The following is a 22657-nucleotide window of genomic DNA, read 5'->3' as shown; positions in this document are numbered from 1 at the left end:
TTATATTATGATATTCAACAAATTTATTTCGTTATAACGATGAAAAAGGATTAGTACATGTCCCACCTTTTTTCTAGAGAGAGAATCCGTTTGGCTGGAAGATTCTTAAAAAGGCGATATGGAACCTACCTTTGCGTTCTGCATATGCAGCGGGAAGTTCCCGTTATCAAAAAGAGAGCATGTACAATTTATTTGTGCATGAATCAGGGTGGTAACGCCGGCAAAAGCTCGGTCCCTATTTAGGGGACACGGGCTTTTTTTATTTTCTAAAGGAGGAAAAGAATATGGCAAAAGAACAAGTACAAGCCATTACAAAAATGGAAGAAGACTTTGCTCAGTGGTATACCGATATTGTGAAAAAAGCTGAGTTAGTTGATTATTCAAGTGTAAAAGGATGTATGATTTTACGTCCGTATGGATACGCGTTATGGGAAAATATGCAGAAAGTGATGGATGGAAAATTAAAAGAATCCGGTCATGAAAATGTGTATATGCCAATGTTTATCCCAGAGAGCTTACTACAAAAAGAGAAGGATCATGTGGAAGGATTCGCACCTGAAGTAGCATGGGTTACACATGGAGGAAACGAGAAGTTAGCAGAACGACTCTGCGTTCGTCCGACATCTGAAACTTTATTTTGTGAGCATTTTTCAAAAATTGTCCAGTCTTATAATGATTTACCTAAATTATATAATCAGTGGTGTTCGGTTGTCCGTTGGGAAAAAACGACGAGACCATTTCTTCGTACAACTGAGTTTTTATGGCAAGAAGGTCATACAATTCATGAAACGGCAGAAGAATCTCAAGAAGAAACGTTAAACATTTTAAACCTGTATGCCTCTTTCTGTGAAGATTACTTAGCAATTCCAGTAATTAAAGGACAGAAAACGGAAAAAGAAAAATTTGCAGGGGCGAAAGCAACATATACCATTGAAAGTTTAATGCATGATGGAAAAGCGCTTCAAACAGGAACATCTCATAACTTTGGGACTAATTTCTCTGAAGCGTTTGATATTAAATTTTTAGATCGTAATGGAAAATGGCAATATGTACATCAAACATCTTGGGGCGTATCAACAAGAATGATCGGTGGACTTATTATGGTTCATAGTGATAATAACGGTCTAGTGATGCCGCCAAAAGTAGCACCAGTACAAGTTGTTATTGTACCAATTGCTCAGCATAAAGAAGGTGTGTTAGAAAAGGCAACCCAGCTACAAGGACGTATTCAAAAAGTTGCGCGCGTGAAAATAGATGCTAGTAATAAAACGCCAGGTTGGAAATTTAACGAGTATGAAATGAAGGGTGTTCCAATTCGATTAGAAGTTGGTCCAAAAGATATAGAGAAGAATCAAGTGGTACTTGTCAGACGCGATACGAAGGAAAAAGAGTTCGTATCAATGGATCAATTAGAAGAGCGTATCACATCATTACTTGATGAGATTCACGATTCTCTATTCAATAAAGCAAAGGCATTTCGCGATGAAAACACATATAGTGTTACGGCCTTTGAAGAAATGAAGCAAGCGGCTGATGAAAAGCAAGGGTTTATCAAAGCAATGTGGTGTGGTGAGCTGGCTTGTGAAGAAAAATTAAAAGAAGAAGCAGGAGTATCATCGCGTTGTATACCATTTGAGCAAGAAGAATTAGTACAAGAATGTGTATGCTGTGGGAAGAAAGCAGAGCATATGGTGTATTGGGGCAAGGCGTATTAATTATGTAAGTTTTAAAATAGACCTTTATCTCGAACTTATAAAATTCGAGATAAAGGTCTATTTATATGTTTGTTTAAATTTACAGTATGTATTTTGGGGATGGAGTTATTTTGTTTTAATTATTTCATTTGTTTCCTATGAACCAATAGAACAATACCGAAAAGGAACGATGGCGGATGTGTTAAGAATAAATTAAATGGTAATTTGATTTTGGCAAGGGAGGATTGAAGAGTATAACCTTGTTTATATTCTAATGAATAGATGAAGCGAACAACAAAACAAATCATAAAAAAATATGATCCACACTCCGCAGGGGTCATATTATGAAATTGTTTCAGATAATAAGGCGTATAATAGTGTTTATGTGAAGACTGGATCAGTGAATCTAGTAAATTCTTATTAAAGTAGAGGAAAGTCTTGCATTTTATCAATTTAGCAAAATAGAGTCATACTGTTAGAAGGAAGTGACAGAGTGAAAAAGTATATTGCATTTGATATTGGTGGAACGCAAATTAAGTATGGAATTGTTTCAGAAATAGGAACATTATTAGAGCATCAAACGGTTTCTACAGAGGCACATTTAGGTGGTGAACAAATTGTTCAAAAGCTAATTTGCTTGTCTCAAGAGTTAATGAATCAACATGCCATTTCTGGTATTGGTATTAGTACAGCAGGAATTGTTGATATTAGTAAAGGGATGATAACTGGCGGCGTGGAGCATATTCCACGCTATGCCGGTATTCCTATTATTGATAGATTAAAAATCGCACTGAAGGTTCCTATTACGGTTGAAAATGATGTGAATTGTGCAGCTCTAGGAGAGAGATGGAGAGGTGTGGGGAAAAAGAAACAAAACTTTATTATGCTTACTCTTGGAACAGGAATTGGTGGAGCAGTTGTTATCAATAAGCAACTATATAGAGGACATTCATTTAGTGCAGGTGAATGGGGAAGCATGCTAATAGAAGGAAAGCCATTTGAAGAAGTTGCATCTATTTCAGGATTAATTCATCTCGTAAGGCAATATAAAGGAGAAGGAAACTGGGACGGTAAAACAATCTTTAATCTATATGATGAAAAAGATGAGGAGATTGTTCAAGCAGTTCAAGTATTCTTTAAACATTTAGCGATTGGAATTAGTAATCTTGCTTATATCTTTAATCCACAAACGATTATTATTGGTGGTGGTATTACGGCAAGAGGTACTAAGTTATTAGATGAAGTGAAAGAAGAAGTACAGAAATATTTGCATCAAGAAATTTATCATACATGTGAGATTAGTTTAGCGCAAAATCGCAATCATGCGGGAATGATTGGTTCAATTTACCACTTATTACATCCCTATGAATAAATGATACAGATATTTTCGTATAATTGAAAATTTATTCTTTTTCTCAATCGACAAATAATGCTACAATATAGAAGGAGAATACAATATTTTCCCATTTGGAAAATACCTTGTAGAAAGGAAGAAACTTCATGCCTATTATTTTAGAAAAAGGACAGAAGATTGATTTAACGAAGGGACAACCAAGAGTAGCAAAATTACAGGTTGGCTTAGGATGGGATCCAATTGGACAATCAGGCGGATTTCTATCTTCGTTATTTGGAAGCAAACCAAACATCGATTGTGATGCATCAGTGGTTATGCTAGAAAAGGATCGTTTTTTAAATAAAAATGACCTTGTTTACTTTGGAAATAAGCTATCTGCTTGTGGAAGCATTATTCATTCAGGTGATAATTTAACAGGTGAAGGTTCTGGCGATGATGAAACAATTTTCGTGGAATTACATAAAGTTCCGAGTCGTATTAATCGTTTAGTATTTGTTGTAAATATTTATGATTGTGTTAACCGTCATCAAGATTTTGGTATGATTCAAAATGCGTATATTCGTATTCAAAATCCGCAAACGCGTGAAGAATTAGCTCGTTATAATTTATCGGAAAATTACGGCGGGAAAACAACGTTAGTTGTAGGCGAAATGCACCGGGATGGTAATGAATGGAAATTTTCTGCAGTTGGAGAAGGTACACAACATAAGAATTTAAGTGAGATTGTATCACGTTATCAGTAATACAATTTAAGGAGGAATAATATATGGCATCGATTTCGTTAAAAAAAGGACAGAAAGTAGATTTAACAAAAACAAATCCAGGTCTTTCTAACGTTCTTGTAGGTCTTGGCTGGGATACAAACCGCTATGATGGACAAAATGATTTTGATTTAGACGTTAGTATTTTCTTAGTAGGTGCAAACGGAAAAGTATCAGGCTCAGAAGACTTTGTTTTTTATAATAATCCAAAGGGAGCAAACGGTTCTGTAGAGCATCTAGGAGATAATCGTACTGGTGAAGGCGCAGGCGATGACGAAGCAATTAAAGTAGATTTAAAGAATGTCCCAGCACATATTGAACGTATTTGTTTTACAATTACAATTTATGATGGAGAAAGCCGTAGCCAAAACTTCGGGCAAGTATCTAATTCTTTCGTACGTATTGTAGATGAAGAAAAAGGTGCAGAGCTAATTCGTTATGATCTTGGTGAGGACTTCTCTATTGAAACAGCAGTAGTAGTCGGTGAGTTATATCGTCATGCTGGGGATTGGAAGTTTAATGCAATCGGAAGTGGATTCCAAGGCGGATTAGGTGCTTTGTGTAGCAACTTTGGTTTAGATGTAGAGTAATAAGAAAAATATATAAATACAAATTGAAAAACCAGCATAAAAGCTTTCTTTTTAGGTGGGAGAGAGCATCTGGCCATGAATAGAAGCGGTCAGATTCTCTTCCTGCCTCATGCCAAGTGAAAACAAAGTGCAGGTCACTTTTGTTTTTTCACAGCAGCAACTTAAATGTTGAAACATCAAAAAGTATATATATGAGTGAACATGTACTTTACTCATGTATATACTTTTTAGAATCATAGTATAAGAGGTGAATATAAATGGTTATTCAATTACAAAAAGGACAGAAGATTGATTTAGGTAAGACAAGTCCAGGTCTTACAAAAGCAGTTATCGGCCTTGGTTGGGATATTAAATCATATGATGGCGGATCTGATTATGATTTAGACGCATCCGCTTTTTTATTAGATGCGAATGGAAAATGTACGAAAGAAACAGATTTTATTTTCTATAACAACTTACAATCTCCATGTGGATCGGTTTTACATACAGGTGATAACCGTACAGGTGAAGGCGAAGGTGACGATGAGCAACTTGTTGTCGATTTAAGTAAAGTTCCAGCAGATGTTCATAAAATTGCAATTACAGTTACAATTTATGATGCAGAAGGGCGTAATCAAAACTTTGGACAAGTTGCAAATGCATTTGTTCGTTTAGCAAATGAAGAGACAAATGAAGAAGTTCTTCGTTTTGATTTAGGAGAAGATTTCTCCATTGAAACAGCAGTTGTCTTTTGTGAATTATACCGTCATAATGGACAGTGGAAGTTTAATGCAGTAGGAAGTGGATTCCAAGGCGGATTAGGTGCGCTTGTAAGAGCGTATGGCTTGGATGCATAAGAAGGAAACGAACTTCGTTTCCTTTTTTTGACCTTTCTATAAATCTAGCAAAGAATAGGGGAAAACAGTAAGATGAGCATTTTACAGGGAATCCTTGATACGTATGCCCAATTTTTTGACTTGGACATGTGGATTAAAGTATTACAAGATCCTGTATCTTGGGGATTAATTGGTACACTTGTTGTACTTGAAGGCTTACTATCTGCCGATAACGCCCTTGTGTTAGCGGTAATGGTAAAACATTTACCAGAAGAAAAACGCAAAAAGGCATTATTTTATGGGCTAATTGGTGCATATGCATTCCGTTTTATTGCAATTGGAATCGGTATGTTCTTAATTAAATTATGGTGGGTAAAAGTATTAGGAGCATTGTACCTTGCATGGCTTTCTATTAAATATTTCATTGATAAACGAAAAGAAAATAGTGAAGAAGAAGAACATGGCCTGAACCAAAACGGTATTCTTTTTAGAATATTTGGTGTATTCTGGGGAACAGTTGTCATGGTTGAATTAATGGATATTGCATTTTCAGTAGATAGCGTTCTGGCAGCGTTTGGTGTATCCAATGAAGTATGGATTCTGCTTCTGGGCGGAATGCTTGGTATTTTAATGATGCGTGGTATTGCAGGTGTATTCTTAAGATTACTAGAACGTATTCCAGAGCTTGAATCAACGGCGTATATTTTAATTTTAATTATTGCAGCGAAGATGTTACTATCTGTTATTCATATTGAAGTGCCACACTGGCTATTCTTTATGATTTTAGTTATCGCATTTGGTGCAACATTCATTTTGCATTATATGCGAAATTCTGGACAAGCCCGAGAAGAGATTGCAGCTACTAAGAAAGAAGATAAATAATTGAAATGGGTTTGCTCGTTATGCGAGCGCCCATTTTTTATAACTTAAAATAGTTTATAATAAAAAGATAAGATATTATTTCTTTAAAAAAGTAAATGTTTCTGGAGGTGAACTGCCGTGTTTTCGCGTTTTACACTTCATCCATATGCATTAAAAGAAGAAGCTGACTTAAAACAATTCGAAATGATTTTAGAAAAGCGCCCACAGTATGAATTAACAGAGAATGAGATGAAATTTAGCTATATAGCTTGTCGGGTTCTTGGCGTTCCAAATGATGTAGATGAATATTTTAATGAACTATTTGATTATAGTGAAGCAAAAGGAATTCATGTACTACATGAACAAAATTTGAATAAAGTGATTGATTCTGAAAAACTTCGTCACATTCAAGAAATATTCACACTGCATCAAGAGGCACCAAATGGGCTTACTGTAAACAGACTTGTTGCACATTTATCAGGAAAACAATTGTTGCCGAAAGTAGATAATCCCGATTTACAACACTATATACATACAACATTTATCACTGTATTGAAATTGTATGAGAAACAACATAATCAATCTTTAAAAACAGAAGGTTTTCGTCGTTTCTTAATTGATATCATTAAATTAAGTGAAAATTACGTAGCAAAATGGTTTTCTGCAATTAATTATAAGAAACAAATGCCGCGTATCGTTTGGTACGGTGATGCGAAAGAGAGTCAGATTTATTTCTTATATTTTCTTATTATGCTCGGATGTGATGTTCTCTATTATCATCCAGAAGGAAAAGATGGTTTTGAAAGCATTGATGATGAGGCTAGGACTTTTGTCGTTTCTCATCCAGGTCGCGTTTCATTAGAGCCATTCCCTGATCGGCGTCGTGAGCGTGTTGCAACGGTAGCGTATCAAGCATCGAAAGAAATTGAACAGGTGCTTCATCATGATAATTCATTATTATACAAGCCGTGGCAATTTCGTACGTACACGCCTGTAGCACGTACGCTGAAGACAACATACGATGAACTCTTTATAATTACGAAAGAAAAAGCATTTATACGCCCGACATTCTTTGTGGAAAATAAACATATTTATATTCCATCTTTATTTGCAAAAGTATCTGGTATTTCAAAAAATGATAAAGAATATTTCCAGCGTTTGAAGGCTGTCACATCATTCGATAACAGCTTATTAATTAATACATTTCCATTTACAAAAGAACAAAAAGCAAACTTTCAATTTCATTATCGAGATGCATTAGACCGTGCTGGGAAACTGCATCCAGATCAAATTATGAATAGTCATTGGTGGCCACATAAGCGCTTACCTGAAGGTTTGCAGCATGGGATTGCAGAAGCTATCATTCATACGTGTGAAAGTGAACTGTGTAAACCAGTTGGAAAAGAAACAAAACAAGATGTATCACTGTATGTTTTTGCGCAGCTTTCTCAAATCCCACCTCATATTTTAGAGTTACTTGAGAAATTTGATTATTCGCAAGAAGTACCGACAATTGTTATATTTAACAATGAAAAGAGTGGAGAATTAACTCGTTCTGATGCGGTCTTATTATTATTTTTAAATCAAATTGGAATTGATGTATTGCACTTCAATCCAACAGGAAGAAATGATATTGAACCGTATATTGAAGGAGCAGCATTTGATTCACATTGGCTTGAGGAAGTGAACTTTGATCTTGAATTTCACGGCCCGTCAGCGTATAAAAATTTATCTCAAACAATAAAAGGGCTATTTCGTCCATTTTTATAAGGAAAGGGAGAATAACACATGAATAATCCAGTCGTACTAGATTCGAAAACAGAATTAAATGAGCAAACCGCACAAGATGTTCGTTTGCAGCTAAGGCAAGATGCTGAAGTGCAACGTATTTATAATGGAGTGGATGTTAAAGATCAGCTAGAATTAATTGAGCTTGGAAAAGAACCATCCATGGAAATTTCCCGTTTTGCAGATCAAATTTTACATACAATGTCTTTATCTAAGATAGAGGATTCTGGTGAGTTGCTAAAGCAACTTGGTAAAATTATGGATAGATTTGATAGTAAAGATTTCGCGGAAGAAAAAAGTGGCTTTTTCTCTCGTATGTTCAAAAAGGCAGATAAGATGATTGAACAAATCTTTAGTAAGTATCAAACGATGGGCCGTGAAATGGACAAAGTGTACGTGGAAATTACGAAATACCAAGATGAAATGAAAAAATCAATTGGTACGTTAGATGGCTTATATGAACAAAACTTAAAATATTATTTAGACTTAGAGAAATATGTAGTAGCAGGAGAAATGTTACTAGAGCGTCTAAACACAGAACTAGTTCCAATGTATGAAGAACGCGTTCGTAACAATGATCAATTGGCAGGTATTGAATTAGAATCTTTAAGAAACTCTGTCGAAATTTTAGAGCAACGCATTGATGATTTAGAGAAGGCTCGTATGGTTGCGTTATTAACAGCACCACAAATTCGCATGATTCAGCGTGGTAATAACAAATTAATCGGTAAAATTAATACAGCGTTTATTACAACAATTCCTATCTTTAAAAATGGAATTATTCAGGCTGTGAATGCAAAACGTCAAAAGCTTGTTGCGGATTCTATGGCTGAGCTTGACCGTCGTACCAATGAACTACTTAAGAAAAATGCACAAAATATTGCAACGCAAAGTGTAGAGGTAGCGAGAATTTCTGGTTCTTCTAGTATTAAAATGGAAACACTTGAAGAAACATGGAATATTATTTCAAGAGGTATGCAAGAAACACAGCAAATTGAAGAACAAAACAAACGTGAACGTGAAGAAAGCCGCAAGCGTATGGCGGAACTTACAGAGAATATAAAAAAAGAATTACAAGGATAATGTAAAAAGGCAATGAGGAGCTCCCTCATTGCCTTTTAATTTTTCTTAAACACTTTTATCATTTCGTTTATAACAAGTGGAATAATACTTAGTAATATAACAAATCCCCAATCTTTTAAAGTTAAAGCATGTACGCCAAATATATTAGCAATCGGTGGAATTGAGATAATACATATTTGCATGAGTACACCGATAAGTAGGGAGAAAACTAAGTATTTATTTGTGAATACTCCGATTGAAAAGATTGATTTTGTACTTGATCGTAAATTGAATGAATGAACAAGCTGTGAAAAACTGAGTACGACAAACGCCATCGTTTGGGCATGTAATAAAGCATCATCATCAATTTGAGATGGGAAAAGAGGGAAGATATTTGTATCTCCTGTATATAATTTTGCCCCAACAATAAAGGCGATTAACGTGATGAATCCAATTATAATCCCGTTTAAAATAAGAAAAGAAACGCCACCATGAAACAAGCTTTTTTTTGCATCACGCGGCTTTTCTTTCATCACATCCGGGTCTTCTGGATCAACACCAAGTGACAAAGCTGGGAGCGTATCTGTGATTAAATTCACCCACAAAATGTGAATCGGACGAAGTGGGGTAGCCCAGCCGAGTAAAATAGCTAAGAAGAGTGCAATAATCTCCCCAAAGTTGCAAGAGAGTAAGAAAAGAATTGATTTTTTAATGTTGCGATAAATATTTCTTCCTTCCTCAACAGCTTTTACAATAGATGAGAAGTTATCATCTGTTAAAACCATGTCAGCCGCACCTTTAGCAACATCTGTTCCTGTAATCCCCATTGCGACCCCAATATCTGCTTGTTTCAAAGATGGAGCATCATTTACACCATCCCCAGTCATCGAAACAATATTTCCTTTTGCACGTAATGCTCCTACAATTTTAACTTTATGTTCAGGAGAAACACGCGCAAATACATTTAAATGATTAATTTCATTTGCTAGTTTTTCGTCCGAAATACGATCTAATTCTGTTCCAATCATGACTTCAGATTCTTTTTCAGCAATACCTAGTTCTTTTGCAATAGCAAAAGCGGTATCTTTATGATCTCCTGTAATCATAACGGTACGAATGCCCGCCTTTTTACATTCTGCAATAGACGCTTTTACTTCTGTTCGCGGTGGATCGATCATACCGACAAGTCCTATGAATATAAGACTTTCTTCCATGTGATCGGTGGTAACGTTTTGTGTATCATACTGTTTGAAAGCGAATGATAGTACGCGTAAAGCTTTTTGAGACATCATTTGAGCAACTTCTAATATTTCTTTTTTATCTGTTTCAGTTAATGGCTGAATTGCACCATTTATAAAAATATGAGTGCAACGAGATAAAAGTTTATCAATTGCTCCTTTTGTCATGCTGTAATAGTTTTTATCATACTCATGCAGTGTTGACATCATTTTGCGTTCGGAGTCAAATGGTAATTCGTTCACGCGTCTATGTTGATCTTCTAAAGTATCTTTTTGAAGATGAAAGGTGCTGCCGGCAATAAGAAGGGCAATTTCTGTTGGGTCACCAGTTTGTGATTCAGCCTTATAAGATGCATCGTTGCATAAAATCATATTTTCTAATAATAAGCGCTGAGCATCATTGTTTATGTTTAAGTTTTCTAGTTTATCGTATGTACGATCACTATAGAAATGAGTAACCGTCATTTTATTTTGTGTTAATGTTCCTGTTTTATCTGAACAAATAATTGTAACAGAACCGAGTGCTTCGACGGCTGGAAGTTTACGAATGATGACGTTTTGTTTAATCATACGCTGTACACCAATTGCGAGAACGATAGAGACAATAGCTGGTAATCCTTCGGGAATTGCTGCAACCGCTAAGCTAATGGCAGTCATGAACATTTCTAACGTGTCTCGGCCTTGGAAATACCCGATGAAGAACATAATGATGCAAATTGCTACAGCTACAAAGCCTAAATATTTCCCTACTTGCGCTAAGCTTTTTTGAAGTGGTGTTGCATCATCATCCGCTTCATGTAAGAGAGTTGCGATTTTTCCAATTTGAGACTTCATTCCCGTTTCAACAGCAACACCAACACCTCGTCCGTAAGTGACAAGTGTTGACATAAAGGCCATATTTTTTTGATCACCGAGTGGTATTTGTTCTTCATTTTGAAGAGAAGGATGATAAAGTGAATCTTTATCAACAGGAACGGATTCTCCTGTTAAAGCAGATTCTTCAATTTTTAAATTGGCGGTTTCAATAAGCCGTAAGTCACACGGAATATAACGTCCAGCATCAAGCATAACGATATCTCCTGGAACAACATCTTCGGACGGAATTTCTTTTAGTTCACCATCCCGTTTTACAATTGCTTTTGGCGTTGCCATCTTTTTTAATGCTTCTAAAGCTTGTTCTGCTTTCGATTCTTGAATGACACCAATTACAGCATTTAAAACAACAACGAGAGCAATAATGCTCGCATCGGCCCATTCACCAACAAAGGCAGAAATAAGAGCGGCAATTAAAAGAACATAGACGAGAACATCATTAATTTGGGAAAAAATACGTTGCCATAAAGTCCGTTTTTGTTTTGTAGTGAGTTCGTTTCGTCCATATTTTTTTAATCGAATTTGCACCATTTCGTCTGTTAGACCATGTTGTTCATTTGTTTCAAGTGCAAGTATTGCTTGATCTTTCGTTTTACTGTACCAATTGCTCATAGATAAACACCTCCGGTAAAAGCAGTTAGCAATGGTAATAAGATAAATATTAAAAAAAGAGTTTGGTGAAAAGGAAGGTCTATGGTGAAGTTCTCCTTTTATTGTACAGCATTTGGAAAATAGATGTAGAAAAGTGGAAGGGTGTCATTAATTTGTTGGAAATAAAAAAGTCCCTTTGTATAAGGGACTTTTCATTATTTTTTAATTAGCGTACCTAATTCTTCAGTAATAGCCTGCATTTCACTAATGCTGAATGTTTCACGTTTCATTACATGGTCGTAAATGTCTCGCAAATCTTCGTACATTTCTTGGTTAAAGCTTTCAGCTCTCATTGCTCCTGCGTTTACCATGCGTAACTTTTCTTTAATAGCTTCTACCATATATTCAACATTTTCTTGCGATTTTACGGATAAATCCACCGAAGTGTCCCCCTTTGAAATAACATAAAGATATCTTAACATTTTTTATCATTTTCGTTAATGAAACTTTTCAACCCTATTAAATTAGTAGGGATTTCCTTTATAATTAATAATTGGTTGTTTATACTATATGTATATATAAGAAATGAGCCAAGAAGGGAAGAAACAAATATGATTCAAGTATTGTTTGTTTGTCTTGGGAACATTTGTCGTTCACCGATGGCAGAAGCGATTTTTCGTGATTTTGTCGTGCAAGAAGGATTAGAAGATAAAATTCAAATTGATTCTGCTGGAACAGGCGATTGGCATATTGGTCATCCACCTCATGAAGGAACACAAAAAATTTTAAAAGAAAATGAAGTCTCTTTTGAAGGAATTAAAGCACGGCAAGTAGAAAAAGAAGACTTAACAAAGTTTGATTATATTATTGCCATGGACAACAAGAATATAGCAGATTTAGAAAGTTTAGGTAAATCTGGAGGCTATATTGGTAGACTGTCCGATTTTGTTCCAGACGGTGGCTGGACGGATGTTCCTGACCCTTATTTTACAGGGAACTTTCAAGAAGTATATGACCTTGTAACAGAAGGGTGTGCAAAATTGTTAGCATTCATTCGAAATGAGCAAGGAATATGAGAAAGCTTAGAAAGAAATACTTTCTAACATAAGAAATGAAAGGGTGAAGGAATATGGCAAAGAAGAATAATATAGCTCGAAACATTGCAATTGGTGTAGCAGCAGGTGTAGCTGTTTCTATGCTTAAGAAAGAAAATCGTGAAAAAGTGAAAAATACAGCAGAAAAAGCAAAATCAAAAATGATTGAAATTGGCGAGAATGCAAAAATAAAAGAAAAAGTGCAAACTGTTACAGATAAAGGACGCGAACTTGCAGATTTTAATGTAGTAAAGGCGAAGGTAGCGGAAATAAAGAAGCTAACGCCAGCTGTTGTTGGTACGTTAAAGGAAACAAAAGAAATCTTTAGTAAGAAAAAGATTGAACGAGAGGAAAAGCCAGAAACAATTGAAATTCAAGCTGTGTCTCCAAAAGCAGAAGAAGAACCGGTAGTAGCTGAAGATGGTGGTATGAAAGAAGCGCGTGAATTATTTATGAAGGACTCTAATGCAGAAGAAAAAAAAACAGAAGCATACATTGAGTTAAAGCAAGATAAAGAAGAGAAGAAAAGCGTTTAGAGAAATATGAAAAAATTTCTAGAGAAAGCAAGGGGAAATCGTGTCTATTCGTTTGGGAAAGATCTATATGACCGAACGATGCGAGATGACGTAGCGGGCCTAGCAGCACAGCTCGCTTATTTCTTCTTGCTTGCTATTTTTCCTGGACTTGTTTTTTTAATTACGCTTCTTGGATTTATTCCAATTCAAACAGAGGATGTGCTCAGTTTATTAGAGGCTTATGTGCCAGAAGATGCAATGAACTTAATTGAAGTGAACGTAGATAAAGTAGTAAATGAACAAAATGGTGGTTTATTATCGTTTGGTTTATTATCAACGTTATGGTTTGCATCAAATGGTGTAAACGCAGTTATGAATGCATTTAACCGAGCCTATGATGTAAAGGAAACGCGCTCTTTTATCGCGACGAGAGCTTTGTCTATTGTGCTTACACTAGCGATGATTTTTATGATTGTCTTCGCGTTAATTGTTCCTGTTTTTGGACAGGTAATTGGAGCAGCTGTTTTTAAAGCAATTGGTTTATCAGAAAGCTTTTCTTTCGTATGGAGTATTATACGGCTAGTAGCCAGCTTCTTAGTGTTATTTGCCTTATTTAGCTTTTTATACACATTTGCACCTGATCGAAAGTTAAAGAGAAGAGAAGTTATATCAGGGGCATTATTTGCAACGGTTGGGTGGATTGTGGTATCGTACTCATTTGCCTATTACGTGGATAAATTTGCAAATTATGCGAATACATACGGTGGTCTTGGTGGTATTATCATTTTAATGTTATGGTTCTATTTAACGGCTTGGGTCATTTTACTTGGCGGAGAAATTAATGGATTACTACATTTTTATCGAACAAGTGACAATAATTTCCGTGATGAAAAATAATTTTCTGTTCCATAATAAAGAGGAACAGGGGGGATTCAAAATGAGTAATAATAAAAAAAATCACAATAATAAAAACCAAGGTAAAAAAAATAGTAGCTCACATCCAAAACATAAAACGAGTAGCAGTGCCAATGGACATAATAGCTATCATTAAAAAAACGGGTTCCCTCTGGGGACCCGTTTAGTTATTTCTTTTTAATAAACGTAAGCCGTTTAAAATTACAAGGATTGTACTTCCTTCGTGGCCAATAACGCCAAATGGAAGAGCTAAAAATTGTAGGAAATTAGAGCAAATGAGCATTGCGATTACTGCTAATGAAAAAATAACATTTTGTTTTACAATGCGGTTCATTCGTTTTGATAAACGAATGGCCTGTGCAAGGCGAGAGAGTTCATTTTTCATTAGAACGACATCTGCTGTTTCTAAGGCAACATCTGTCCCTTCGCCCATAGCAACGCCAATACTTGATGTAGCGAGTGCAGGAGCATCGTTAATACCGTCGCCAACCATTGCCACTGTACCGTATTTTTCTTTTAGTTGTTTCACCGTTTCAACTTTTGTTTCTGGTAAGCATGATGCGTAGTATTCTTTTATGTTGCTTTCAGTCGCAATTGCTTTAGCCGTCTGTTCGTTATCACCAGTGATCATGATAGCTTCAACACCAATGCTTTGTAAATCACGAATAGCAGCAATTGTTTCCTGGCGAAGTGTATCTTTTAAAGCAATAAGTCCAAGAATTCCTTTTTCATTACTAATATAGACAACAGTTTTTCCTTCTTGTTCGAGTGTCGTAGCGATACCATTATGAAAAGTTTTTGTTTCTTCGCCAATAAAATCGGCCTTTCCAATCTTATAAGCTGTATTTTCTAAAATTCCTTTTAAGCCAAATCCAGTGACATCTTCTACACTTTCGGGTTTCGTTAATGTAATGTCATATGCATGTTTTGCGTACTTGACGATAGATTCTGCGAGTGGGTGTGTGGAATGACTTTCGATAGAAGCTGTAATATACAACACATCTTTTTCTGTTATTTCATCACGTACGTAAACATCTGTTACAGTCGGTTTTCCTTGAGTTAATGTTCCTGTTTTATCAAAGGCAATTGCCTTCACTGAGGCAAGGCGTTCTAAATGAATACCACCTTTAAATAAAATACCGCTTCGTGCGCCGTTAGAAATAGCAGATAATGTCGCTGGTGTAATCGATGCGACAAGTGCACATGGAGAAGCAACAACGAGTAAAATCATGGCACGATAAAATGTTTCGTTCCAGCTCCAATCTAGTAGGAAATGAGGAACAAACATCATTAGAGCAACGATGATAAGTACACCTTTTACATATGTTCCTTCAAATTTTTCGATAAAAAGTTGCGATGGTGATTTTTCACTTTGCGCGTTTTGAACGAGACGGATAATTTTTTGAAACAATGTTTGGTCGCTTCTTTTTGTAATTTTAACTTCAATAGCCCCGCGTAGGTTCACGGTTCCAGCGAATACTTCATCACCAAATTTTTTCTCATTTGGGATAGGCTCCCCAGTGATAGCAGCTTCATCGATATTTGTTTCACCGCTATGAATTGTACCATCTGCAGGTACGCGTTCACCTGGCTTAATTAAAATGATGTCATCAATTTCTAACTGAGCTACTGGAATACGTTCTTCTGTTCCATGTGAAATGAGCAAGGCTTCTTCAGGTTGTAAATCTAGCAGTGCTGAAATTTCTTTTTGGCTTTTACTTAATGTATAAGCTTCCATTGCACCGCTTAGTGCAAAGATAAATATTAAGATGGCACCTTCTGCCCAGTATCCGATAATAGCGGCACCAATGGCAGCGAAGAGCATTAACATTTCTACATTCAATTCTTTTTCTTCTATTGTATCTTCGATGCCTTCTTTCGCTTTCGCATATCCTCCAATTATATAGGCGAGGATATAAAAAACTATCCCAGCAGTTGTTGCTTCGTTTTTTGTGAATAACCAACCGGATAAAATGAAAACACCAGATAGGATTGCAAAGATAAGTTCATAATGCTTTTGGAATGATTGAATCCAAGATGGGTTAGACATATTCTTTTTTGATGGTAATGCTTTTACTTCTGAGTTCATTATTACTCGCTCCTTCCAAATTCTTATTGAGAAAAAGAATCAAAATCGAAATCCCCATAAAACGACGAAAGCTGCCATCCATACGGATAGCAGCATTTCTATTGAAAAATTTTATCAGTTATTATCTTGTAATTATTCTATATTATATCATATGTTTTTACTTGAGAATATGTTTTTGTTTATATATCAAATTGAAAAACTTGTTTTTTTTCTTTTCCTTTGGTATATATGAATGTTGTTCGTAAAAAGGTCGGAGAGGAAGACAATAAGTGAAGACAGAGAAATTTTTTACCCATCCAATTGGTGTGTTTGCTGCAGCGCTAGCAGCGACATTTCTATGGGGAAGCGCATTTCCTTTTATTAAACTAAGTTATGCTGAACTCGGAATTCAGCCACATGAAGTTGGCGAGCAAATATTATTTGCTGGTTATCGCTTTTTCTTATCTGGTGTGATGCTCTTATTCTTTTTTAAAGCAATAGGAAAAGATATGCATTTCAAAAAAGAAACAGGGAAGCAATTAGTGCAAATTGGTTTATTTCAAACATTTCTACAATATGTATGTTTTTATATTGGTATGAGTTACAGTTCTGGAATTGAAGGTGCTATTATTTCTGGTACATCATCTTTTTTTCAAATTTTAATTGCGCATTTTTTGTATAAAGATGATGCATTAAATATTCGAAAAGTGATCGGCGTGTCTATCGGTTTTTGTGGTGTGATTCTTGTGAATGTTCCAAGTGATGGAAGTATGGCGTTTCATTTTGGAATTGGTGAATTATTGCTTCTTGGGGCCGCGATGATGTATTCATATGGAAATATATTGGCAAAAGAAGGAAGTAAAACATTAGATGTTGGGTACATGACAGCATATCAGATGATTTTTGGATCTATCGGATTATTATGTATTGGTATTTTTCAAGTTGGATTTATGCCTTTTGTATTCAATATGAAAGCACTATCTATGTTACTTTATTTATCCTTCTTATCAGCGGCGGGGTTCTGTATATGGAATACAGTTATGAAGTATAACAAGGTCGGAAAAGTATCGATGTATATGTTCTTTATACCAGTATTTGGAGTCTTATTATCCAGCATGATTTTAGGGGAAGCAATTCATTCATTTGTTTTATTTGGATTAGCATGTGTAGCAGCGGGTATTATCGTAGTAAATCGGACACCAAATATGCAAAAAACGGAGCAAGAGAAACAAGCGGCATAAAAAGAGTAGGATTAATTTCTTTTAGTTTTAGAAAAAAGGATAGGAGTGTTCCTCTTCTTTTGAAATTTTATATGATAAAAACAGGAGAAAATAGGTTATATCACGAAGAAATATTAATATCCATTTATTGAGGAGAACATGTTATGAATGAAATTTATATATTATTAATTGGACAGGTCATTGTATTTGTTGTAGGTGCGGTTTATGCAATAGCACAGACAAAGCAAACGGGAGAAAATGAGCCTTTACCATTATTGATTCGTCTTATTCTTAGTTTTTCTTTAACTGGTGGTGCGATCTGGATTTGGTTACAAGATCCATCTGTAGAGTATCGTCAGTGGGCTGCAATTGGTATGACTTTATCTACGCTTGGTGATTTATTTATGGCAGGAATCATTCCATTTGGACATCGGTTAATCGGCGGTATGGTTACCTTTGCAATTGCGCATTGTTTTTATGTAACAGCATTTTTGCAAACAGGTATCTCATGGAATGGGTTCTGGATTGGGTTAGTAGCATACGGTTTATTTTTAATAATTGGTTGGTTCTTTTTTATTCGCAATCAAAAACAAGATAGGCTGTTTACAATTGGTGCGCTCGTATATGGTTTATGGGTTGGGGGAATGGCGTGTTTTGCATTTGCATTATACTATGCAAACAACGAAATGTGGTGGATTCCAGCGCTTGGTGGATTGTTATTTGTGATTTCTGATTTTATTATTGGTGTAACGGATATTGGTGGTCGCAAAGTAAAGTATGATCCACTTTGGATCTGGGTAACATATGTTGCTGCACAGATGTGTATTGTATATGTTGGAATATAAAAGAGGATATCTCTAAAAGTAGCTATTTAGCTACTTTTGGGATATCCTCTTTTTTGATTATATATTATGCTACGATGTTCTTTTGCTGTAAAGCGGAAAGACTATATTCGTCAGCCGCTTTATAACCTTGAGATAATAGCTCATTAATGTATATTTTGTTATAAATAAAGCAGAAAACTAAATTAGAAAATCCGAATGTAAAAGCACTTGCAATTAAGATAATTAAAAACCATTTTCAATCCCCACTGATTAAAGTTTCACTTTAGAAAATTTTATAGGTTTTATCTTATTCTTTCGGAATTTTGTGGAAATTAATAGTAGAAACTATCTATAATAAATGTAACAAAGGGAGAGGAATGAGAGATGGAAAATGAAAAAGAAAAGTCGCTTTCGTGAGCTTTTTGAAATACTAGCTATTGCGTGTTTGTTGTTTTTTTTAGTGAAAATTTTTGTGTTTTTTCCAACAACTGTGCAGGGAGCATCTATGAGGCCAACATTGCAAGATGGGGATAAAGTAATTATTAATAAGTTAGCAAAGAGATTTGAAACCTATGAGCGTGAAGATATTATTGTAGTAAAGACTGATAATTTTTATGTAAAGAGAATTATTGGGTTGCCAGGAGATGTAATTGAGATGAAAAATGATCAATTATACGTAAATCATCAAGTGCAAAGTGAACCTTATTTAGATAAAAATAAAAAACAAGCGAAACAACTTCTTATTAATTTAACTGAAGACTTTGGTCCTATTACGATTCCGAAAAATAAAATTTTTGTCATGGGAGATAATCGTTTAGTGAGTAGAGATAGCCGTAACGGCTTAGGACTGATTCATAAAACAGAAGTGCTTGGCACATTAACTGCAATCTATTATCCGTTTGATCATATGAAAATTGTGAACTAGAAAGAAGGGACAATATGGAGGATATTATTGGACACATTCTAGTAGGAGTTGGTCGCGCAGCAATTGCATTAGGTGAAATATGTGTTGATGCAGGTAAAGGGATTGTAAGAGGGACTGTTAGTATTATAAGAGTCGCTGGAGACTTTATGTTAGATGAAGTGGTAGAGCATGCATTAGAAAGATTAGCGGAACGAGAAGAACGGAAAAAGAAAAGAGTGCAGCGACACATAGAAAAACTGAAGCGGTATACATGGTTCAAGGTTTTATATGAGGATAAGCGCTGCCAGGAAATTTTAAATTATAATAAAGCATGCAGGGATGTATTAAGCAAACGTCGTTATATACATAAGTTAATTCATAAAGAAGATGAAAGAAAGAAATTTATTAAGCGTGTGAAAATTGATGCAAAGGTTAATGATGTTATTTGGGATATGTGAAATAGAATATAAGTAAAAAACCAAGCAATTGTTACAATTTGCTTGGTTTTTTGTATTTACCTAAATTGTAGGTGCCTCGTTCGTTGCTATTTTCAAAGAAGGGGCTTCATCGTTTTTTTCATTTAGCATGAATTTGTACTGCAATAACTGTAATTTAAACAGTGTTAAAGGATCATGATATGTTTCTGGATTTGTTCTTAGTTTCGTTAATGCATTTTCATCCTCATTTATTTCGAGATGTGCAGCTTCCACAGTTTGCTTTAATATGCTAAGAGGTTCTTTAAAGAACATCATAATATCACGTTCTAATGCACTTTCGAATAATTCAAATTGAAGGAAGAACTGTTCAGAAATAGTTGTTGTTACATCTGTATAGTCTTCGGTCTCGATATAATTTTTATATTTGTTGTAAAGCATGGATTGATTTTTCTGCATGTTACCGAATAGCTTTCCAGCACTTTTTAATAGAAATTGTGTTGGTGTAAAGCGTAGTAAAATATTTACATCATCAACTTTGATTCGGTTTGTCATCCTTGCAACATCGCGGCGCCAATCATCAAGTAGTTGGAAATCGCATGGTAGTTTCATACGTTCTTCTTCGTATAATTTATTAAATGTTTCACTCATTTCATCTAAATAAGATTGACTTTGAATAAATTCATTATGGACTTTTTCAATCCATTCTTGAATAGATTGAGTAAACTTAGGTAATATCATTTGTTGTAAATGTTTTTGAATTCTTTCATTCATTGCTGCATTTAATTCTTCAGGAACTTGTTTAAAGTCACTATCTTCATGAACTAAATCGGAACAGCTCTGCAATAATTCAGGAATTTGATCATGAAGATCATGTATAATTTCATCTTTCGTTAAACGATATGAGTCTGTAATAGAGCGAGTCTTATCTTTTTCAATAGCAGTCAGGTTATTAATGAAGCCATTTAATTTCACTAAAATGTGTTTATTCCAACGGATTGACCTTACTAACGTATTTTCTAATTGTACGCGTTCATTTAAGAGATACGTGATGGTCTTTTGAATAAACCATAATAGTTTTTCCGTGCGTTCGGTTTCTATATTTCTATTATTAAAGTTTGAAGTAATGGATTCTGTTAAATCACTTAGTTGCCCGCTGCTCTCCTCTAAAGATGAGTAAGGGAATACTCGTGCATTTGGAAAATGTACACGTATTTTAGACTCGGTTTTATTTAGCATTGTATTTGCTGTTTCATCACTAAAAATTGTATCGATTGTATTTAAAACAAAATGAACTTGTAAAGTCGGTATTTGTTCTCGTATGTACAGTAGTGTATCGATTTCTTCATCAAGTAAAGGCGAAGAGGTATTAAGAACATATAATAGATTATCGGTTGCATGTAAGTATTCAAGATTTGTATTTTCTTTATTGCCATTTCCATCAAAACCTGGTGTAACGATAAATGAGAATTTATTTTTTCGTAAAAACCTACATGGTAATTTAAACTCAATACATTTCTGCTCAGATTCTGATTTTGGAGGAACAGCCATCATTTCGTAAAATTCATCCAAATTGGAAGTAGTTTTTATTGTTAAATCTGTGAGTTCTGTAATTTCTGTCTGCGCATTATCTTTAAATATGATAGCGGCTCCAGGAGAATTTTTTAGTATACTTTCCCCTAATATAGAATTGATAAAGGATGATTTACTATCATCATTCGTACCTGTAACGACAACTTGTTGTACATTTAGGTCGGAAAGTTCTCGAACAAGCCATGTGAAAGAATGACCTAAGTCTACATCATTTTTTTCTGCCCATACGACAATAGTTTCAAATAAGTTTGAAACCTTGTCTAGATCAACTGTGTTATCTATTTTTGAACTAGAAAGGAGTGTTTCAGCGCTTTTTACAAGTAATGTATCAAGGCTTTTAGGTGAAATCTCATTCCATGCTAACGTTGCAGCAGAAACAAATAGAGAATGTTCTGCTTTTGTTAAGCTAAACCAATTTGTTAACAAGTCTGGAATAAGTTCCTGTAGTTCATGCATCAAGTATTGTCCTGTAATTAATTCACAGTAGGTGTCTTGATAAAGAGTAACAATTTCATCCCATGAGTCGTAAGAATCTACCTCGACGTGTAAAAAAAGGTGATTGATTGTTTGAATCCATAATAAGTAGGTTGACTCATCTTGATAGATTTTCCAAAGTGATGAGACAAGTTGCTTAAATTGAACGGAATCGATTGTATATAAAACTTTTAATGCTTCATAAAAATATTTTGGTTTCATTTGTTTTGTGAATCCTTGATTCACATAACTTGTTAAAATCTCAAACCAATGTAATGATTTCGTTCGAATTCCTTCTTGAACAGCAAGGTCAAGAGCATTGTTCCAATCCTGCTGCTTCTCATAAAAGGAACGAGCAATGGCAGTGATATTTGGATAGTCTGGTTGGAATGAAACTGCTTCACTAATGACCTTAAAAGCAAGTCCCAAACGATTTTGTTCGATGTACAGAGAAAGAAGTTGCAATGAAACTTCCATTGTCAGTGTTGTGTCTTCTGTTTGAATCGATGTATAGATTTCTTCTGCCATTGAAAGCAATCCTAATTCAAAATAAGCGTCTGCTATATTTTTTTTTGCCCATAGAGAGAGATCATTGTTTACTTTCTCCCACTTGAAGATGGCTGTTTCGAAATCTTTATGATGATAATAAACTTCTCCTTGCGCGAAACGAATGTTAGCGATATTGGAAAATTCATTTTCAGCTTCATTTACATATGCTTCCCCAAGTACTTGAGGAGATTGAACAGAATCCTGTTCAGTTAAGAATGTTTCATAGTATACCTTTTGAATCAATTGTTTTTCTATGGTCATGTTTTTTCCCCCTGTATAATTTAGAAAAATGATTTTTATGTAAAAGGATGCATAGTACTCTACACGGATGGAAGATGCATGTAATCTTTTTAAATATATGTTTACTGCCTATATCATTTTTCTTGAGAGTCAAACCGATGCTAAATGTAACTTTTCTTTATTGTAACAAAAATCACGCT

19 protein-coding genes and 1 other annotated feature are annotated in these 22657 nt (G+C 35.0%); of the genes, 15 read left to right on the top strand and 4 right to left on the bottom strand.

The features are described from left to right. The first annotated feature begins 30 nt into the window (after positions 1-30). Positions 31-240: a binding site (T-box leader), on the top strand. A gap of 44 nt (positions 241-284) precedes the next feature. From proS to MHH45_RS14220, 8 genes are all read left to right on the top strand, one after another. Continuing rightward, entirely contained in the window at positions 285-1715 is a 1431-nt protein-coding gene (proS, locus tag MHH45_RS14255) for a proline--tRNA ligase (RefSeq protein WP_016112933.1), read from the top strand. A gap of 472 nt (positions 1716-2187) precedes the next feature. Further along, positions 2188-3066 carry an ROK family protein gene (locus MHH45_RS14250; RefSeq protein ID WP_016112934.1) on the top strand — a complete coding sequence of 293 codons (879 nt, stop codon included), beginning with the start codon at positions 2188-2190 and terminating at the stop codon, positions 3064-3066. Positions 3067-3194: 128 nt separating this feature from the next. Further along, positions 3195-3791 (top strand): TerD family protein, encoded by a 597-nt coding sequence (locus MHH45_RS14245; RefSeq protein ID WP_016112935.1) that lies wholly within the window; start codon positions 3195-3197, stop codon positions 3789-3791. Between the two features lie 23 nt (positions 3792-3814). Next, positions 3815-4399, top strand: coding sequence for a TerD family protein (locus tag MHH45_RS14240; RefSeq protein WP_016112936.1), 585 nt, complete (start codon positions 3815-3817; stop codon positions 4397-4399). 257 nt (positions 4400-4656) lie between these two features. Continuing rightward, positions 4657-5235, top strand: a complete 579-nt coding sequence (locus tag MHH45_RS14235) for a TerD family protein (protein ID WP_016112937.1) — start codon at positions 4657-4659, stop codon at positions 5233-5235. A 72-nt stretch (positions 5236-5307) separates the two neighbouring features. Further along, complete coding sequence (locus MHH45_RS14230) at positions 5308-6096, top strand: TerC family protein (protein WP_088093921.1); 789 nt, start codon at positions 5308-5310, stop codon at positions 6094-6096. A gap of 117 nt (positions 6097-6213) precedes the next feature. Further along, positions 6214-7845, top strand: a complete 1632-nt coding sequence (locus MHH45_RS14225) for a YceG family protein (protein WP_077295034.1) — start codon at positions 6214-6216, stop codon at positions 7843-7845. 18 nt (positions 7846-7863) lie between these two features. Then, entirely contained in the window at positions 7864-8946 is a 1083-nt protein-coding gene (locus tag MHH45_RS14220) for a toxic anion resistance protein (protein ID WP_016112940.1), read from the top strand. Between the two features lie 35 nt (positions 8947-8981). Here MHH45_RS14220 and MHH45_RS14215 read toward each other — a convergent pair whose 3' ends face one another. Together MHH45_RS14215 and MHH45_RS14210 are read right to left on the bottom strand one after the other, a co-directional pair. Next, positions 8982-11648: a cation-translocating P-type ATPase gene (locus MHH45_RS14215; protein ID WP_016112941.1), complete on the bottom strand. Its 2667-nt coding sequence runs from the start codon at positions 11646-11648 to the stop codon at positions 8982-8984. 194 nt (positions 11649-11842) lie between these two features. Beyond that, positions 11843-12067, bottom strand: a complete 225-nt coding sequence (locus MHH45_RS14210; RefSeq protein WP_003194805.1) for a DUF1128 domain-containing protein — start codon at positions 12065-12067, stop codon at positions 11843-11845. Between the two features lie 171 nt (positions 12068-12238). Between MHH45_RS14210 and MHH45_RS14205 the strand changes: the two genes are divergently transcribed. Genes MHH45_RS14205 through MHH45_RS14195 form a run of 3 tightly spaced genes read left to right on the top strand, consistent with a single transcriptional unit; the run spans position 12239 to position 14133 of the window. Next, on the top strand, positions 12239-12703 hold the full coding sequence (locus tag MHH45_RS14205; protein ID WP_016112942.1) for a low molecular weight protein-tyrosine-phosphatase: 465 nt from the start codon (positions 12239-12241) through the stop codon (positions 12701-12703). A gap of 53 nt (positions 12704-12756) precedes the next feature. After that, complete coding sequence (locus tag MHH45_RS14200) at positions 12757-13257, top strand: DUF4075 domain-containing protein (protein WP_016112943.1); 501 nt, start codon at positions 12757-12759, stop codon at positions 13255-13257. A 6-nt stretch (positions 13258-13263) separates the two neighbouring features. Then, complete coding sequence (locus MHH45_RS14195; RefSeq protein WP_016112944.1) at positions 13264-14133, top strand: YihY/virulence factor BrkB family protein; 870 nt, start codon at positions 13264-13266, stop codon at positions 14131-14133. A gap of 181 nt (positions 14134-14314) precedes the next feature. Here the strand turns inward: MHH45_RS14195 and MHH45_RS14190 are convergent, their stop codons facing one another. Beyond that, on the bottom strand, positions 14315-16240 hold the full coding sequence (locus tag MHH45_RS14190) for a heavy metal translocating P-type ATPase (RefSeq protein ID WP_077295036.1): 1926 nt from the start codon (positions 16238-16240) through the stop codon (positions 14315-14317). Between the two features lie 269 nt (positions 16241-16509). On the opposite strand from MHH45_RS14190, the gene MHH45_RS14185 reads away from it, so the two are divergent. The 4 genes from MHH45_RS14185 (at position 16510) to MHH45_RS14165 (ending at position 19625) form a co-directional block, all read left to right on the top strand. After that, entirely contained in the window at positions 16510-17460 is a 951-nt protein-coding gene (locus MHH45_RS14185) for a DMT family transporter (RefSeq protein ID WP_003194814.1), read from the top strand. 143 nt (positions 17461-17603) lie between these two features. Then, a complete protein-coding gene (locus MHH45_RS14180; protein ID WP_016112947.1) occupies positions 17604-18284 on the top strand; it encodes a lysoplasmalogenase in 681 nt (226 codons plus the stop codon). A 370-nt stretch (positions 18285-18654) separates the two neighbouring features. Further along, positions 18655-19188 carry a signal peptidase I gene (gene lepB / locus MHH45_RS14170; RefSeq protein ID WP_003194819.1) on the top strand — a complete coding sequence of 178 codons (534 nt, stop codon included), beginning with the start codon at positions 18655-18657 and terminating at the stop codon, positions 19186-19188. A gap of 14 nt (positions 19189-19202) precedes the next feature. Then, positions 19203-19625 carry a hypothetical protein gene (locus MHH45_RS14165; RefSeq protein WP_016132363.1) on the top strand — a complete coding sequence of 141 codons (423 nt, stop codon included), beginning with the start codon at positions 19203-19205 and terminating at the stop codon, positions 19623-19625. A 60-nt stretch (positions 19626-19685) separates the two neighbouring features. On the opposite strand, the gene MHH45_RS14160 is transcribed toward MHH45_RS14165, so the two are convergent. Next, the gene (locus MHH45_RS14160; protein ID WP_016132364.1) at positions 19686-22478 is read right to left on the bottom strand and encodes a dynamin family protein; all 2793 of its coding nucleotides are present in this window, start codon (positions 22476-22478) and stop codon (positions 19686-19688) included. Positions 22479-22657 lie beyond the last annotated feature (179 nt).

This window comes from Bacillus sp. FSL K6-0042 (assembly GCF_038006685.1).
GTDB lineage: Bacteria > Bacillota > Bacilli > Bacillales > Bacillaceae_G > Bacillus_A > Bacillus_A pseudomycoides.
Note: the sequence above shows the minus strand (reverse complement) of the source record. Positions and strands in the feature narration are given on the sequence as shown.